The 15,350-nt window shown below is 69.6% G+C and carries 14 protein-coding genes; 4 read left to right on the forward strand and 10 right to left on the reverse strand.

What is annotated here, in order from left to right:
• Window positions 1-197: 197 nt before the first annotated feature.
• On the reverse strand, window positions 198-704 hold the full coding sequence (locus AB0H76_RS09260; protein ID WP_357320548.1) for an NUDIX domain-containing protein: 507 nt from the start codon (window positions 702-704) through the stop codon (window positions 198-200).
• Window positions 705-794: 90 nt separating this feature from the next.
• Here AB0H76_RS09260 and AB0H76_RS09265 point away from each other — a divergent pair, with 90 nt between their 5' ends.
• Complete coding sequence (locus AB0H76_RS09265) at window positions 795-1,175, forward strand: nitroreductase family deazaflavin-dependent oxidoreductase (RefSeq protein ID WP_357319632.1); 381 nt, start codon at window positions 795-797, stop codon at window positions 1,173-1,175.
• A gap of 5 nt (window positions 1,176-1,180) precedes the next feature.
• Here the strand turns inward: AB0H76_RS09265 and yidC are convergent, their stop codons facing one another.
• The 3 genes from yidC to AB0H76_RS09280 form a co-directional block, all read right to left on the reverse strand.
• A complete protein-coding gene (gene yidC, locus AB0H76_RS09270; RefSeq protein ID WP_357319635.1) occupies window positions 1,181-2,059 on the reverse strand; it encodes a membrane protein insertase YidC in 879 nt (292 codons plus the stop codon).
• Window positions 2,060-2,142: 83 nt separating this feature from the next.
• Window positions 2,143-2,442 (reverse strand): DUF6412 domain-containing protein, encoded by a 300-nt coding sequence (locus AB0H76_RS09275; RefSeq protein WP_357319637.1) that lies wholly within the window; start codon window positions 2,440-2,442, stop codon window positions 2,143-2,145.
• A gap of 9 nt (window positions 2,443-2,451) precedes the next feature.
• Window positions 2,452-3,159, reverse strand: a complete 708-nt coding sequence (locus AB0H76_RS09280; protein WP_357319640.1) for a TetR/AcrR family transcriptional regulator — start codon at window positions 3,157-3,159, stop codon at window positions 2,452-2,454.
• A 96-nt stretch (window positions 3,160-3,255) separates the two neighbouring features.
• Here AB0H76_RS09280 and AB0H76_RS09285 point away from each other — a divergent pair, with 96 nt between their 5' ends.
• Both AB0H76_RS09285 and AB0H76_RS09290 read left to right on the forward strand, forming a co-directional pair.
• A complete protein-coding gene (locus AB0H76_RS09285; protein ID WP_357319642.1) occupies window positions 3,256-4,158 on the forward strand; it encodes a diiron oxygenase in 903 nt (300 codons plus the stop codon).
• Window positions 4,155-4,943, forward strand: a complete 789-nt coding sequence (locus AB0H76_RS09290; RefSeq protein ID WP_357319645.1) for a DUF4873 domain-containing protein — start codon at window positions 4,155-4,157, stop codon at window positions 4,941-4,943. Before AB0H76_RS09285 ends, AB0H76_RS09290 begins: the two co-directional genes overlap by 4 nt.
• Here the strand turns inward: AB0H76_RS09290 and AB0H76_RS09295 are convergent, their stop codons facing one another.
• The 5 genes from AB0H76_RS09295 to AB0H76_RS09315 form a co-directional block, all read right to left on the reverse strand.
• A complete protein-coding gene (locus AB0H76_RS09295) occupies window positions 4,944-5,735 on the reverse strand; it encodes a helix-turn-helix domain-containing protein (protein WP_357319648.1) in 792 nt (263 codons plus the stop codon).
• Window positions 5,736-5,898: 163 nt separating this feature from the next.
• The gene (locus AB0H76_RS09300) at window positions 5,899-7,947 is read right to left on the reverse strand and encodes a CocE/NonD family hydrolase (protein WP_357320551.1); all 2,049 of its coding nucleotides are present in this window, start codon (window positions 7,945-7,947) and stop codon (window positions 5,899-5,901) included.
• Window positions 7,948-8,107: 160 nt separating this feature from the next.
• Window positions 8,108-9,325, reverse strand: a complete 1,218-nt coding sequence (locus tag AB0H76_RS09305; RefSeq protein WP_357319651.1) for a helix-turn-helix domain-containing protein — start codon at window positions 9,323-9,325, stop codon at window positions 8,108-8,110.
• Between the two features lie 45 nt (window positions 9,326-9,370).
• A complete protein-coding gene (locus tag AB0H76_RS09310; RefSeq protein WP_357319653.1) occupies window positions 9,371-11,179 on the reverse strand; it encodes an AMP-dependent synthetase/ligase in 1,809 nt (602 codons plus the stop codon).
• Window positions 11,180-11,335: 156 nt separating this feature from the next.
• The gene (locus AB0H76_RS09315) at window positions 11,336-12,922 is read right to left on the reverse strand and encodes a right-handed parallel beta-helix repeat-containing protein (RefSeq protein ID WP_357319656.1); all 1,587 of its coding nucleotides are present in this window, start codon (window positions 12,920-12,922) and stop codon (window positions 11,336-11,338) included.
• Window positions 12,923-13,143: 221 nt separating this feature from the next.
• Between AB0H76_RS09315 and glnA the strand changes: the two genes are divergently transcribed.
• The gene (gene glnA, locus AB0H76_RS09320; protein ID WP_357319658.1) at window positions 13,144-14,583 is read left to right on the forward strand and encodes a type I glutamate--ammonia ligase; all 1,440 of its coding nucleotides are present in this window, start codon (window positions 13,144-13,146) and stop codon (window positions 14,581-14,583) included.
• A 7-nt stretch (window positions 14,584-14,590) separates the two neighbouring features.
• Here the strand turns inward: glnA and AB0H76_RS09325 are convergent, their stop codons facing one another.
• Window positions 14,591-15,346, reverse strand: a complete 756-nt coding sequence (locus tag AB0H76_RS09325) for a phosphotransferase (protein ID WP_357319661.1) — start codon at window positions 15,344-15,346, stop codon at window positions 14,591-14,593.
• Window positions 15,347-15,350: the final 4 nt, after the last annotated feature.

Genomic DNA, 15,350 nt, shown 5'->3' on the forward strand with positions numbered 1-15,350 from the left:
CGATTGCGGAGTGAGGGTTTCATTGCGAGGATGACGCCGCACGATAGTCGTTGTCGATCTATTGAAGGATTCCTCCATGGAACTGCTCACTGTGCTGGCCGATCTCGTGAAGAACCTGCTCGACCTGAGCTCCCTGAGCGCAGGCTGATCCACCACTGATCGACCAGGCGGCCCACCGGTATTCCGGTGGGCCGTTCTCATGCGAGGAGGTCCTCGATGAACTCCCGGGTGTCGGGGACGAACGGCCAGGCCGGATCGGCCAGGTGGGCGCGCAATTCGGCGTCGGTCCACCACCAGCCCTCGGCGATCTCCTCCGGCTGGTGCCGGATCGGCCCGTCGTAGCGCAGCTCGTAGGCGAACAGATGGCAGCGCATCGGCCGGCCGTGCCACTCGCCGTCCCACGCCGCCGCGGCCAGGGGCAGCGGTCCGGTGTCCTCGGGCAGCACGATGCCGAGTTCCTCGGCCAGTTCGCGCACGGCCGTCTGCTCCGGGCTCTCACCCGGGCCGACCACGCCGCCGGCCAGGCAATCGTGCATGCCCGCGAACACCATTTTCGTCTCGGTGCGCCGGTGCACGTAGATCCGCTCGGCGTCCAGCGAGCGGACCAGCACGCCCGCGCTGGCGTGCCACAGCCCGTCGCGATAGACCCGCGCCCGGTCCTCGGCGCCGACGACCCGGCCCAGCCGGTCGTAGACGGCGATCATTTCACTTTGTTGCGGCTGCGAGTTCGGCTGCGCTGACACCGGTCGAGAGTAGCGTGAGGTCAGCAGGCCACCCTTTCGAGAGGACCGCCGATGGTGCTTCCCCGCGCACTCGCGAAATTCAACCGGCATGTGACGAACCCGGCGGCCAGCGTGCTGGCCGGGCGCGTACCGCCCTTCGGCACCATCGTGCACAAGGGGCGAAAATCCGGGCGCGAGTACCGGACACCGGTCTGGGTGTTCGAATCCGACGGGGAGTACCGGGTGGCGCTCACCTACGGGCCCGCGGTGGACTGGGTCAAGAATCTCACCGCCGCCCAGGCTTTCGCGCTCGAGTGGAAGGGCCGCACCCTGGCGCTGATCGACCCCGAGGTGGTGCACGACCCGGCCGCGAGCTGGGCGCCGCTCGGGGTGCGGCAGGTGCTGGTCGGCATCAACGCCGACTACTACCTGCGCGCACGCCCGGCGGTGTAGGCGCCCTACCGGCGCCGCTGCGGCTTCACCCCCGGCTTCGGCGCGGTCGCCTTGCGCACCACCACTTCCTTTGCCGCCGTGGCCGATTCCGCGTCCAGCCGCCGGTAGACCAGGTGCTGCTGGGCCAGCGTCCAGGCGTTGTTGGACACCCAGTACAGCAGGATCGCCACCGGCAGCAGCGCGCCGCCGATCAGCACGCCCGCCGGGAACACCCACAGCATCAGCGTGTTCATCAGCGGCAGCTGCTGGGCGGCCGGATCCTGCCGGGCGATCGAGGCCCGCGCGGTGAAATGCGTGGCGACCGCGGCGATCACCATCAACCCGACCGCCACCACGCTCATGGCGACCGACGGATGCCCGGCCAGCGTGCCCGAGAGCGGCGCGCCGAACAGCTTGGCCTGCAAGAAGGACCGCACCGCCTCGGCGTCGAAGAAATAGTTGGCGGTACTGGCGTTCTGCTCCGCGGTCATCGGTGTGGGCGTCGAACCGAACGGCACATGCCCGGCCGTCCCGGTGCGATCGAAGGACCGCAGTACGTGGAACAGCGCGAAGAACACCAGGCCCTGCCCCAGCATCGGCAGGCAGCCCGCCAGCTGGTTGACGCCGTTGTCCTTGCGCAGCTGCTGCATCTCGCGATACTGCCGCGCCTTGTCGTCGGGGTACTTGCGCTGGATCGCCTGCAGTTGCGGTTGCAGCCGCTTGAGCGCGGCCTGCGTGCGGGCCTGCTTCAGGAAGGGCAGGACCAGGACCGCGCGTAATGAGGCGACGAGGAACACCACGGCGAGCACCCAGGCCAGACCGCTGGTGGGGCCGAGGACGGCGGCGAAGACGGTGTGCCACAACCAGAGCACGGCGGACACGGGGTAATAGACGAAATCGAACATGAAGGGAGCACCTGACTGGTGACGTGCGGGCACCGCACGGAACGGGAATGGTCAGCGTGGCCGACAACCCCGCGGGGGAGTCGTCAGGCGGTGACCAGACCGGGTGCTCGGGGGCGCGGCCGACCGGCGGTGTCCGGATTGCTCTGCCGCAGATAGGAACCGCGACGGCGGCGCTGCGCGGAGGACGGCGGCCCGGACCGGGCCATCCGCACCGGCAGCAGGCGGGTGGAGCGCAGCGAGACCAGCGCCAGCAGCGCCGAAGCGGCGACCACACCGAGCACGGCCAGGGCGGTGGACTCGTTGGCCGGCGCGGCGAACAGGGCCAGCGCGGGCAGCAGGCAGGCGAGAACCGCCAGCGTGCGCAGCTGCAACCCCGTGACCATGCTGCGAGCTTACCGGGTGGCGACCGGCGCCGGCTCGGTCCGGGTGAGCAGCTCGCTGACGATGGTGTCGCGGGTGACCGGCATGCCGAGGCTGCGGGCATTGCCCTCGAACAGTGCCAGCACCGATTCGGTCAGCATCGCCTCCACCTGTTCGGAAGTGAGCGGAGAGGCCGGGTCGGCGCGCCAGGCGTTCACCACGCCGTCGGCCAGGGCGACGATCCCGAAGGCCATGGGGCGGGCGGGCGCGGGATCGATCCCGAAGCGGGCGAGACCGACGGTGAACAGTTCGGCCAGCCGGCCGCCGATCCGGTGGCGCGCGCTGGCCAGCGCCCCGTCACCCGGGGTGGCCGCCGTGCTCAGGAACTGGTGCAGATTGGGGTGGGCGGCGACCCAGCGGACGTACGCGCCGATCGCCGTGCCGACGGCGTCGCGGACGGTGCCGTTCGGGTCGAGGGTCGGCATCAGTTCGGTCAGCAGCGACCGCAGGATGCGCTGACGGATCTGCTCGTCGAGATCGGCGCGACCCTCGAAGTGGCGGTAGACGACCGGGCGCGGCAAGGCCAGGCGGTCGGCGACCAGGCGCACCGACACCTCGACGCCGTGCTCCTCGATCACCGCGATCGCCGCGTCCAGCACCTCCGCGCGGCGGCGCGCCTTGTGCCCGTCCCAGCGGGTGGCGCGGCCGTCCACGGCATCGCGTTTTCCGTTGGTGGTCACAGCATTACGTTACCCGTTTCGGCATTGACTGAGACAGGTCGTCTCACTAATCTGAGTGATACACCTTGTCTCGTATACCTGAGGGTTGGAGTCGATATGGGCGACGATGCCGTAGTCCTGTCCGCGCCGGAAGCTTTCGCGCAACGCCTGCTCACCGGATCGGTGAAGAAGTCCTACGACCCGGTGGTCGACATGGACTGGGACGCGCCCCTGGATCCGGAGAAACTGTTCCTCCCAGCGGAATTGGTGTCGCTGTACGGCACCGCGCTGTGGGAGGCCATGACGCCCGAGCAGCGGCGCGAACTGTCCCGCCAGGAGCTGGCCAATGTGCTCTCGGCCGGCATCTGGTTCGAGAACCTGCTCAACCGCCTGCTGTTGCGCGAGCTCATGGCCGACGATCCGACCAGCAGGCACTCGCACTACACGCTGGTCGAGATGGGCGACGAATGCCGCCACATGATGATGTTCGGCAAGCTGATCGACCGCATCGACGCCCGCCCGTACTGGCCCAATCGGGCCGGGCGCCTTGCCATCAGCTCGTTGCAGGTGCTGCTGCGCGGGTCGATGACCTGGGTCGGCGCGCTCGTCGGCGAGGAGATCTTCGACGCGCTCCAGCGTAAGACGCTCGACGATCCGGAGTTGCAGCCCTTGGTGTCGCGGGCCATGCGCATCCACGTCACCGAGGAGGCGCGCCATATCGGGTTCGCGCGGGACGCGCTCGCGCGGCGGGTGCCGGTCATGTCGAGGGCCGAAATCGCTTACACCCGGCTGTGTGTCGCCGTGGCCGCGCCGCTGTTCGTCTACCTGCTGACCAATCGGCACATGTACGACCGCGCCGGGCTGGACGGGCGCGCCGCCCGCCGCGTCGCCACCCGGAATCCGCACGCGCACCAGGCCTTGGCGACCGGTGCGGCCAATCTCGCGGCCTTCCTGGACAAGCAGGGCCTGATCGACCCGGTCGGCAAATGGATCTGGCGGCGGCGGGGTCTGCTCGGATGAGCGACCCGGAGGTGATCGTCGTCGGCTCGTTCGCCGTCGCGGCGGAATTGCGCGCGGCCGATGTGCTGGTTCTCGAACAGGGTGTGCGGCGGCTCGAATTCGATCCGGCCGAGGATCGATGGGAACTGGGAACCGCGGACGGACGGCACTACCGGCCGCGAGTGGTCGTGCTCGGAGCGGCTGCCCAGCTCGCGAACACCGTTGCGCTGCCGATGGATTGGGCCACCGGCAAGATCGGTTTCCTGGGCGTCGCCCTGCACGGATTCCCGAACCTGTTCCTGCACACCGCGTCCGGCCCCGAGGGCACGCGGCAGCTCCACTACATCCGGCACTGCCTGGAGCTACTGCGCCGCACCGCCGGTACGCGCATCGAAGTCCGCTCCGCCACCCAGCACGAATACCTGCGCCGCACCGCCCACCCGGGCGCGGACACCTGGCGCCGCCGTGCCCTGCGCCGCCCCGACCCGCACCACTACGACCTCACCGTCCCCGCCGATCGTGAACCACCCCACGACTATTCGGGCCCCGCCATGCTCGACGCCCCCGGCGTCCTCCTCCCGGTCCAGGTCACCCTGAGCGGCCACCCCGACCCCATCGACGGTCAATTCCACTGGTACGGCCGAATCTCGGCCACACCCGACCTCCCCGACCCCGGCCGCGCCACCGTCACGCTCACTCTGCCCGGCCACCACCCCGCCACCGGTCGCCTCCAAGAACGCGACCCCTGGGGCAACCTCCGCATCACCGGCACCGGCACCCCACCCTTCCCCCGGGACGCGGTCTGACTATCGCCCGGCGATCGGGTGCCAGGCGCCTTCGCCGAGGTCCCAGTCGGCGGCGCGGCTCAGGGCGGCGGGGAAGAGGCCGAAGGTGCGGCGGCAGGTGCGGGTGAGGTGGGCGGTGTCGTCGAAACCCGCGGCGGTGGCGGCGGCGGCGAGGTCGTCGCCGGAGCCGACGCGGATGATCGCCACGCGCAGGCGCAGCCAGAGAATGTAGGGGCGCAACGGGATTCCGACCTGGGCGGCGAACAGGTGGGAGAGGCGGGCGGGGGAGAGGCCGACCCGGCGGGCGACATCGGCGCCGCGGATCGAGCGGTCGGGTACCAGCGTCGGCAGCACGCGTAAGGCCTCGGTGACGGCGGTGTGCCGGGCGCCGCCGGTGGTGGCGGGATCGCAGCGCAGGTCGCCGATGATGGCGGCCACCTGGTTCGCCAGCGCCGCGCGGGCCGGGCCCGTGTTCGGCAGCCGGGTGGTGCTGGCCCAGCCGTTGTCGTGGGCACGGCGGTCGGCGGTGGCGCCCGCCACGGTTTCCGGGTCCAGGTAGAGCGCGGCCCCGTCCTCGGCGCCCGCGTCGATGCGATGCGGGGCGTCGGCGGGAACGATGACCTGGGTGCCGCGGTGCCGGACACCGCTGGCGTCCATCACGGTGAGCGGCGTGGCCGCGGTCAAGACCTGGACGGCGTGGTGGGCGTGCAGATCGGAGGGGGCGATGGGGCCGCCGAAGGCGAGGATCCCCGGGCGCAGAAAAGCCGTGCCAGTCCGTGCGGACACCCCATTGGTGACCAGAGCCTTCTCCATCGGACGCTCCCGGCAGGTGACGCGGGATCCAGGTGCGGATCCATGGCTGAGACTATCGGGACGATGCGGGCACGGTGCGGGTTTCGGTGAGCTGAGGGGGAATTCGCCAGGTACGCAAAGGGTCCCCGGCGGAAATTCGCCGGGGACCCCGAGTGATCACCTGCTAGAACGCCGAGGCCGGCGCGAGCGGCAGCACGATGCTGGACGGCCGGGCCGCGTCCCGGTGAATCTGCTGCGACGAGCCGAGCAGCCGGGGCAGATCGGTCGGAATCGGAATCGTGGACGGGAAGGTGCCGGTGGTGATGCGCAGGCGCAGCGCGTGGCCCGGCTCCAGCCGGTAGAAGGTCGGACGGAGTTTGATCTCCATCCGGACCACCTCACCCGGCGTCAGCAGCTGCTCGGTGTCCTTGCGCACGACATGCTCCGGGCCGTAGACGGTGCCGTCCGGCGCCCGCCAGGTCTTGGACTCCTCCAGCAGGCGCTGGCTGGCCAGCTGCGAACCGCCCGTGATGTTCACGGCCGTCCCGTCCGGCGCGACGTCGTCCAGCCACACCTGGAAGGCGGCGTCGGTGCTGGTCGAGGACGCGTACAGGGCGATACTGCCCGGCCCGGCCAGCATGGTCGGCTCGGTCACCGGATCCATCGTGTACTTGCGCCCCGCGACCGGCTCCTGCACCCACTCGGTGCACGGGTTGTAGGCGGTGAACAGCCGGAACACGAAATCGAACAGGCCCGCGGCGTACTGGCCGAGCGACTGCCGGTTGCAGATGGTGTCGATTCCGCTGTAGTCCAGGCGATCCGAGGCGTCGGGCACCGCCGGCGGCTGCGCCACCAGCCGATCGCCGTCGAAGTAGCGCTGCTGGATGGCGGTCTGCTCGAACGGGTAGCGGGCCGTGGAGACGGCCACATTGTTCGGGTCGATCACGTGCAGCGTGTTGTCGAGTTCGTCGATGCCGTTGGGCATGTCCTTGAGCCACCGGTCGAACCAGGCCACGGTGATCATGGTGGTGTCCAGCCGCGACCCGGGCCCGGAGCCGAGGCCGACGTGGTACCACGGGCCCATCATGAGCTGGAAGCGTCCGTCGGTCGGCTGGCCCGGCGCCATCGGCGCGAACTGGTCGCGCCCGGCGGAGAGGTTCTGCAACTGCGAGTAGTTGCGGAACGGACCCTCCTGGTACAGGTCCCACAGCCCGCCGACCTGATACATGGCGATGTCGTTTTCCACCAGCTTGGCCAGCCCGGTCTCGAAACGCCTCTCCTGCCACCAGGATCCGTCATAGGCGAGCGGTCCGCCCGCATACGCCTCCAGCAGCAGTTTGATCGTGGAGTCGGAGGACACCAGCGCCGCCAGGTGATCGCCGAGCGCGCGCAGGAACGTCTGCGGTGACACCGCCGCGGTCAGGAACGGCCCGATCAGGCTCAGGTACGGCACCATCACCGAGATGACGGTGAGCAGCAGCGGGCTCATCATGCCGTCGTGCCCGAGCACCTCGTTGAAGATGTTGTTGGGCATGGCCATCGGCACGATCGCCTTCAACGGCGAACCGGGACCGACGGTTTCGGCCGTGCGCAGCGCCGAGAGCGCCGGGAACGAATAGCCGTACATGCCGACCTTGCCGTTGGAGCCGGGCAGCTTCGCCGCCCAGTCCACCAGCTGCGCACCGTCGACGCCGTCCTGGTCGGAGGCCGGATTCCAGGCGCCGGTGGAACCACCGGTGCCGCGCACGTCGGCGATGACCTCGATGTAGCCGCGGCGCACCAGCGTGTCCTGAGCACTGGTGGCCTGGTTGATGATTCGGCGCGCGTCCTTCAGCTGATCGGGCAGCGCGATGTGCAGCGTGTCGACCACGCTGGTCACGGCGGCGGCCAGCGAACTGGTCAGGGCGCCGTAGGTGGTGAAGTTGACGACGACGGGGAACTCGCCGCCCGCGCGCTGCCCGGTGGCCGGGTCGGTCGGGTAGCGGACCTCGGTCTGCAACTGGGTGCCGTCGGCGAGTGGCACCACGTGCCCGAGTTCATAACCGATGCCGTACCGCTCGGGGCTCGGCTGGAAATCGGCGGGCAGCCCGAAGTTCGCGGGCGCGGTCGGCACCGGCCCGGCGGTGGGGACCGCCTGGGCGGGCACCGTCTGCACGGTCAAGCCGAGGGTGGTGATCGCGGCCGCGGCGATCGTCGCGAAGCGGCGCCGGTGCCACCGCGCGCGGGTCGTCATTCTCAACTGCCTGATCCTCATCTGGGAAGTCGGCGAGGTCAGGGCAAGCGCGCACCGCGCAGGTGACCTCATCGTCGAGATACAGCACACCGCACAGCGCGGGGTGCGCAGTACCAGCAATTCGCCCGATGAACGACGGTTGTCTTGTGCGCTCGACCAATCAGGGGGCGAACGAGGCCGACTCCAGCCGGCGCGCGAGCCGGGCCGCCGACAACGTCATCGCGTCGGCCGGGCGATGCGGGTCCAGCCCGGTCAGTTCGTGCACCCGGGACAGCCGGTAGGTCACCGTGTTGCGGTGCACGTTGAGCTGGCGGGCGGTGGCGAGCTGGTTGAACCCGCTGTCGACGAACACCTCGAGCGTCTCGGCGAGCATCGGCTGCGCGTCCAGTGGCGCGAGCACCGAGGCCAGGCCCGGGCGCGCGGCGTCACTCACGGCCACGGTGTACTCGAATTGCAGATTCGTGCGGCGGCACAGGATTTCGCGGCGGGTCAGGCAGCGGCCGAGTTCGGCCAGTACCCGGGCTTCGGCGTACATCACCGGGATCTCGGCGCGGGTGCGGGACGCGCCCACCCCGACCCAGTACGGCGGCGTCTGCCCGGCCTGCTGCGCGGGCAGGCGGGCGGTGAGCCCGGCCAGGGTGGCCGCGCCGTCGTCGCCGGGTTGCAGCGGGATCAGCGCGGTCCAGCCGCCCGCGTCCAGGCGCAGGAACACCCCGGGGATGGCCTCGACCCGGTGCCGCAGCGCCGAGGCGGGACCGCCGTTGGTGCCGCACAGGCGGAATACCGCGACCAGGAACGCGTCGGCGACCGGGATCACCGGATCGTTGGCCCACTCCACCGGATCCTGCCCGGTGAGCAGCGCGTCGGCGATGCCGCGCCGGCGCTCCAGTAGTTCCCACCGCGGATCGTGGGACCGCTGGGTGGCGGCCGTGGCGATCCGGGTGGTCACCAGCGTGACGTACTGCAAGAGCGCCAGCGACACATCCAGCAGCGCGTCGGATTCGCCGGGCCCGGCCGAGGCCCGCAGCCGCTCCCACAGGGAGGTCGCGCCGAGCCGGTAGCGGTCGAGCACGTCGGTGAGCGGCGTGCCGTCGCGCACCCGTTCCATCGCGAGTTCGACCAGCTCCCGGGTGTCCTCGTCCGAGGGTTCCGCGCCGCGGCGCAGGAAGTCGAAGAACAGATCCACGTTGAGCTTGGTGCCCCGCGCGAAATCCGTCTCCACCAGCGACTGTGGCATCTGCGTGTAGGGCGGCAGCTCGGAGTAGAAGCCATCCACCATCGAGGCCGCTCGCCGGTGCAGATCCTCGAACAAGGTCACGGTGCGGGTCGCGCGCACCCGGTCGGCGCCGAGGCGCGCGGCCTCGCCTGCAGGGCTCATCCGGGACTCCGGGTGCACGCTGACTTCATGGCCGATCTCCCCAACTTACTGCGAGTAAAGATCCTCGATCGTAGCGGTATAACGAGCTGCGATGGGGTTCCGTTTGAGTTTTCCGGTGGCGGTCAGGCAGTCGCCGCCGTTCTCCCACACGTCCGGAAGCACCAGGTACTTCTTGACCTGCTCCACCCGGGAGAGCTTGCTGTTCGCCTCGGCGACGCCCTGTTCGATCGCGGTCAGCACCTGCGGATCCACCGCCAGCTCGGCGGTCGAGGTCGCGGTGATCCCGTGCCGCTGCGCGAACGCGGCGACCAGATCCGGATCCAGGCAGATCAGCGCGGTGTTGAACGGGCGCTGCTCGCCGATCACCACCACGGTGCCGGCCAGCGCGGTCGAGGCGGCGATGGTGTTCTCGATATTGGACGGCGACATGTTCTTGCCGGCCGCGTTGATGATGATCTCCTTCTTGCGGTCGACGATGGACAGGTAGCCGTCGCTGTCGATGGTCCCGATGTCGCCGGTGTGCAGCCAGCCGTCCGCGTCGATGGTCTCGGCGGTCTTCTCCGGGTCGTTGCGGTAGCCGCGCATCACCATCTTGCCGCGCACCAGGACCTCGCCGTCGTCGGCGAGCTTGATCTCCGCGCCGGGCAGCGGCGTGCCGACGGTGCCGATCTTGACCCGCTCGGGGCCGTTCAGCGTGGCGCCCGCGGTGCACTCGGTCATGCCGTACCCCTCACACAACGGCAGACCGAGGCCCAGGAAGAACTCGTGCACCTCGCGCGGGATCGCCACCGACCCGGTGACCGCGGCGCGCACCTGCTCCAGCCCCAGCTTCTCCCGGATCGGGTACAGCACAAGCTTTTCCGCGATGCCGTACCGGAGCTGCTCGACCGCGCCGAGCGCGCGGGCCTCCGAGGCGGCCCGGGCGCGGGCCCGGCCGACGCCGATAGCCCAGTGCACCAGGCGGCGCTTGAGCGGCTTCTCGGCGGCGAAGCGCTCCTCCAGGGCGCCCTTGACCTTCACCCACACCCGGGGCACGCCGAGGAAGACGGTCGGATGCACCTCGCTCAACGCGGCGGCGACCTGCTTGAAGTCCGGCACCGTGGTGATCTGGCCGCCCTCGAGCATGGTCAGGTAGTGCGCGAACCAGCGGTTGGCGGCGTGCGCGTCGGGCAGGTAGGAGATCACCCGGTCGTCCCGGCCGCCACCGCCGAATTGCTCGATGACGCGGGCGTTTTCGATGAAGTTGGTGTGGGTGAGCTCCACGCCCTTGGGCGGTCCGGTGGTGCCGGAGGTGTAGACGATGGTGAGCAGCCCCTCGGGGTCCACTGCGCGCCAGGTGGCCTCGAAGTCGAAGTCCGCGTGCGGATTCGACTCCACCTCGGCCAGCGACAGGGTGCCCTCGACCGCCTCGTCGACGCAGATGACGTGCTCGACCTGGAAGCCCTGCGCGGCCGCCTTGGCCACCGCGGCCAGAATCTGTGGCGTGAACTGCTTTTCGCAGATCACCACCTTGTTGCCGGCATTGCCGAACTGGTAGGCCAGCAGATCCACCGGGTTGGTGTTGTAGACCGAGAACGGCGTCGCGCCGGTGTGCAGCACGCCGGTGTCGCACAGGTGGAACTCGGGGCGGTTGGTCATCATCAGCGCGACCGTGTCGCCCGGCCCGACCCCCAGCCCGGCCAGCCCGGCGGCGATCGCCCGCACCCGGTCCCCGTACTCCCGCCAGGTCAGCGTCTGCGCGCCGCCCATGGTGCGCAGGGCGACCGCGTCGCCGAAGCGCGCAACGTTCGCCTGGAATGCGGCGCACAACGTGTCCGGACGGGCCTTGCCCGCCGGGACTGTCGATGAAACCAAAACCCGACCCTGTCTACTCATCGTGGTAGAGGCCACACCATCGCCTGCGCAACCAGCGCTGACCTCCGCGTCCCTTTAAGAACAGCGCATCGACCAGGCTTACGGCTAGCGGCAAACGCAAAGACTGTATGTCACGGGTTTGTGCACTTGACCAAACTAGCCGCAGGAGATCCCCGTGCCGGTCCGGACCGGCAGCGGCGACCGGGCCAGCACCTCGGCCGCCGCCGGGGTCAGGCAGTTGCCGCCGCCGGTGAAATCGAGCACCGAGCCCGGGCCCAGCGTGCCGCCGGAGTGGCCGAGTGCGACCGCCCCCGCCACCTGGGTGCCGGCGAGCGCGCCGGTGAGGGTGAGATCGCCGACGGCCCGGACATGCAGGTCGGCGACCTGCGCACCGGAGATGGTGGTATCGGACACCGCGAAGGTCATCAGATGCCGGGCCGGGTCCGGGCCCGCGGGGGAGTAGGCGTAGACGCCGAGGCCGTCGGCGCTGCACCGGCTCAGCCGGGCGTTGCGCAGGGTGAGCGCGGTGTGATTGGCGCGGCCGAAACTGGCCGAGAACACACAGGTTCCGAGGTTGCCCGGCACGATCGGGTTGAGCGCCGCACCCGGGAAGCTGGAGCCGCTCGCGACCAGGCCGTCGATGGTCATGACGTGGCGGGCGCCCTCGTTGCTGAGGTTCAGGTTCTGCACGATATCGCCGGGCACGTCCCGGAATTCGCTGTCGGTCAGGGTGACCTCGCTGTCGGGGGTGCCGTTGCTGGTGACGAATTCGATGCCGTTGGCGGAGAAGTGGCCGCCGCCCTGCTCGTAGCGGTTGCCCGCGATGGTGATCCGCATCCGCGCCCGCTCGGCGGCGTTGATGAACAGGCCCTCGCTGTCGGCCACCGCGTTCTTGGGATCGTTGGCGGGCAGGGCGATTCGGCGCTGCACGTTGTCGCGCAGGGTGGCGGTCAGCGCGGAGGCGCCGGTGCTCTGCAAGCCCACGGCCAGAACCGAGAACTTGGACAGGCCCTCGTTGATGTCCTCGGTGAGATTGCCGGTCAGGGTGGCGCTGACCTGCGCGGCGCCGCTGGTGCGGACATCGATGCCGTCGCCGCAGGCGGTGTCGCGCACCGTGTTCCGCTCGATGGTCACGGTGCTCGGGCCGGTGTCGGAGTCGACCATGATCCCGGCCCAGCCGTTGGTCAGCGCGACCAGGTTCGGCGCCGCGGGCAGCGACATGCCGAACGGGACGCCCAGCATCGGCGGGAACGGCTGCACGACGAAACCGGTGCGGCAGGCGCGGTTGGTGCCGCTGACGGTGTTGCCGCTGAGCAGCACCGAGCCGACGTTGCGGCCGTAGATGCCCGCGCGCTGCGCGCCCGCGATGGTGAGGTCACGGACCTCGGTGTCCGGGGCCAAACGCACCGCGTCGCCGTCGTGGGCGGTGGTCGTGTTCGTCAGTGTGCCGCCGCGTCCGAGCAGCTTCTGACGCGGCGCGAGGGCGAGGCCGCCGTCCAGTGGGCTGGACCCGGCGAGCACGACGATCGTGTCACCCGGCCCGGCCGCGGCCTGCACCGCCGCCAGCGAGTTGAAAGGTGATGTCTGCGAGCCGTTTCCGTCCGCCGCGGCGTCGGCGCCGACGTACCAGGTGCGTCCCGGCTCGGCCGCGGCGAATCCGGGCAGGATCGCGGCCGTGACCGCGCAGCACAGGGCAGCCACCGCGCTGTTCCGGCGGAACGCGTGCAGCGCAGACGAATTCATCTCGGGCCTTTCGGAATCGGCGCGCGCCGAGGCGGCGGGCGTGTGGTTCAGCTCACCGCACGGCGGGCCGCGGCGGTAGCGGCAGAATGCCGAACCCGGACGGGTGTCTTTGTGCCGCGCGCCGATTCTCGCTCCGGGCCGTGGGCCCGAGTCGTATGGTGAAATCGGCGAGCAGCACCTGGTCGGGACGGTCGCCTCGCCGATCCGCGAGGAGTGCAGCCATGTCGATCGCCCACACCACCGCAGCGATTCAGGACTTCATTCGCGAGCAGGACGTCGAATACATCGATATCCGGTTCTGCGACGTACCCGGTGTGCAGCAACACTTCTCGGTGCCGGCCGTGATGTTCGGCGACGATCTGGTGGAGAACGGCCTGGCCTTCGACGGATCCTCGGTGCGCGGATTCCAATCCATCCACGAATCCGACATGCTGCTGCTGCCGGATCTGCGCACCGCGCGGCTGGATCCGTTCCGGACCGCGAAAACGTTGAACATGAACTGTTTCGTGCACGACCCGCACACCCGCGAGGCCTACAGTCGCGACCCGCGCAATGTCGCCCGCAAGGCCGAGGATTTCCTGCGCAGCACCGCGCTGGCCGATACCGCCTACTTCGGTCCGGAAGCCGAGTTCTACATTTTCGACGCCGTGCGGTACCGCACCTCGATCAACAGCGCCTTCTACGAGGTGGATTCGTCGTCGGCCTCGTGGAACACCGGCGCGAAGCGCAACCCCGACGGCACCCTGAACCGCGGCTACAAGGTGCGCGCCAAGGGCGGTTATTTCCCGGTCGCGCCCTACGACCACGATGTCGATCTGCGCGACGAGATGTGCACCAATCTGCAGGCCGCCGGGCTGGAGTTGGAGAAGGGCCACCACGAGGTCGGCACCGCCGGGCAGGCCGAGATCAATTACAAATACAACACGCTGCTGGCCGCCGCCGACGATTTGCAGCTCTACAAATACATCGTCAAGAACACCGCCTGGAACGCCGGCAAGACCGTCACCTTCATGCCGAAACCGCTCTTCGGCGACAACGGCTCCGGTATGCATGTCCACCAATCGCTGTGGAAAGACGGGGAACCGCTCTTCCACGACGAAGCCGGTTATGCCGGGCTCTCGGATATGGCGCGCCACTATATCGGCGGCCTGCTGCTGCACGCCCCGTCACTGCTGGCGTTCACCAATCCGACCGTGAACTCCTACAAGCGCCTGGTTCCCGGCTACGAAGCGCCGGTCAATCTGGTCTACAGCCAGCGCAATCGCTCGGCCGCCGTGCGCATTCCGGTCACCGGCAGCAACCGTTTCGCCAAGCGTCTGGAATTCCGCTGCCCCGATTCCTCCGGCAACCCCTATCTCGCCTTCGCCGCGATGATGATGGCGGGTCTGGACGGCATCAAGAACAAAATCGAACCCGCCACCCCCATCGACAAGGACCTCTACGAGCTCACCCCCGAGGAATCCGCGGAAGTCGTGCAAACGCCCGCCGGCCTCGACATAGTCATCGACCGGCTCGAAGCCGACCACGACTACCTCACCGAGGGCAACGTCTTCACCGACGACCTCATCGAAACCTGGATCCGCCTCAAACGCGACACCGAGATCGCCGAAATCAACATCCGCCCACACCCCTACGAATTCGACCTGTACTTCGACGTGTGAGTGCGGGCTACAAGCGGGCCAGAACTCCGGCCACGCCGTCTCGCACGACGTCGGGGTCCGCGATATCCAGGCCGTAGGTCACCTGGTACCACGGGCCCAGCCGATGCCAGAGCAGCGCGCGCCGGCGCAGCTCATCGGTGACGCCGTAGGCGGTGCCGAACGCCGCCGCGAACTCGGCCGGTGCGCCGAACAGGGGCCAGGCCAGATCGTTGGCGGCGTCGCCGAGATGGGCGTCGCCGAAGTCGATCACGCCGGTGAGGCGGCCGTTCTCGGTCAGGACATGCTCGGGGCCGAGGTCGCCGTGCACGACGGTGTCCGCGGGGGCCGCGCGCAGGGCGTGCAGGATGGCCAGCGCCGAATCATGCTGTGCGACAGGGATCAGCGGGAGGACGTCGGCTTCGAAGCGTTCGATGGCCGCCGCGCGGTCGCTCCGGGTCGCGGCGGCCGGGGGCAGGGCGTGGCGCAACGCCTCGGCCGCGGAGGTGTCGTGCAGAGCACGCAGAAATCGCGCGAGCCCGAGTCCGTGCTCGGCGGTGGGCGATTCGGTCGCCGCGCCCGGCACCAGGGCATGCCGCACGACCAAGGGCGCGTCGGTGACGAGTTCGGGAACCGGAACCGGGAGCGGCAATCGCGGTGCCAGCCAAGGCATCAGCCGGGTCTCGCGCCGGAGTTGTTCGGCGACCTCGGGCCGGCGCGGCCGTCGCTCGACCCACCGTCCGTCGACCAGCGTGGCGTGGCTGTCCCACCCCTGTGCGAACTCCATACGC

The organism is Nocardia sp. NPDC050712, assembly GCF_040654295.1.
GTDB lineage: Bacteria > Actinomycetota > Actinomycetes > Mycobacteriales > Mycobacteriaceae > Nocardia.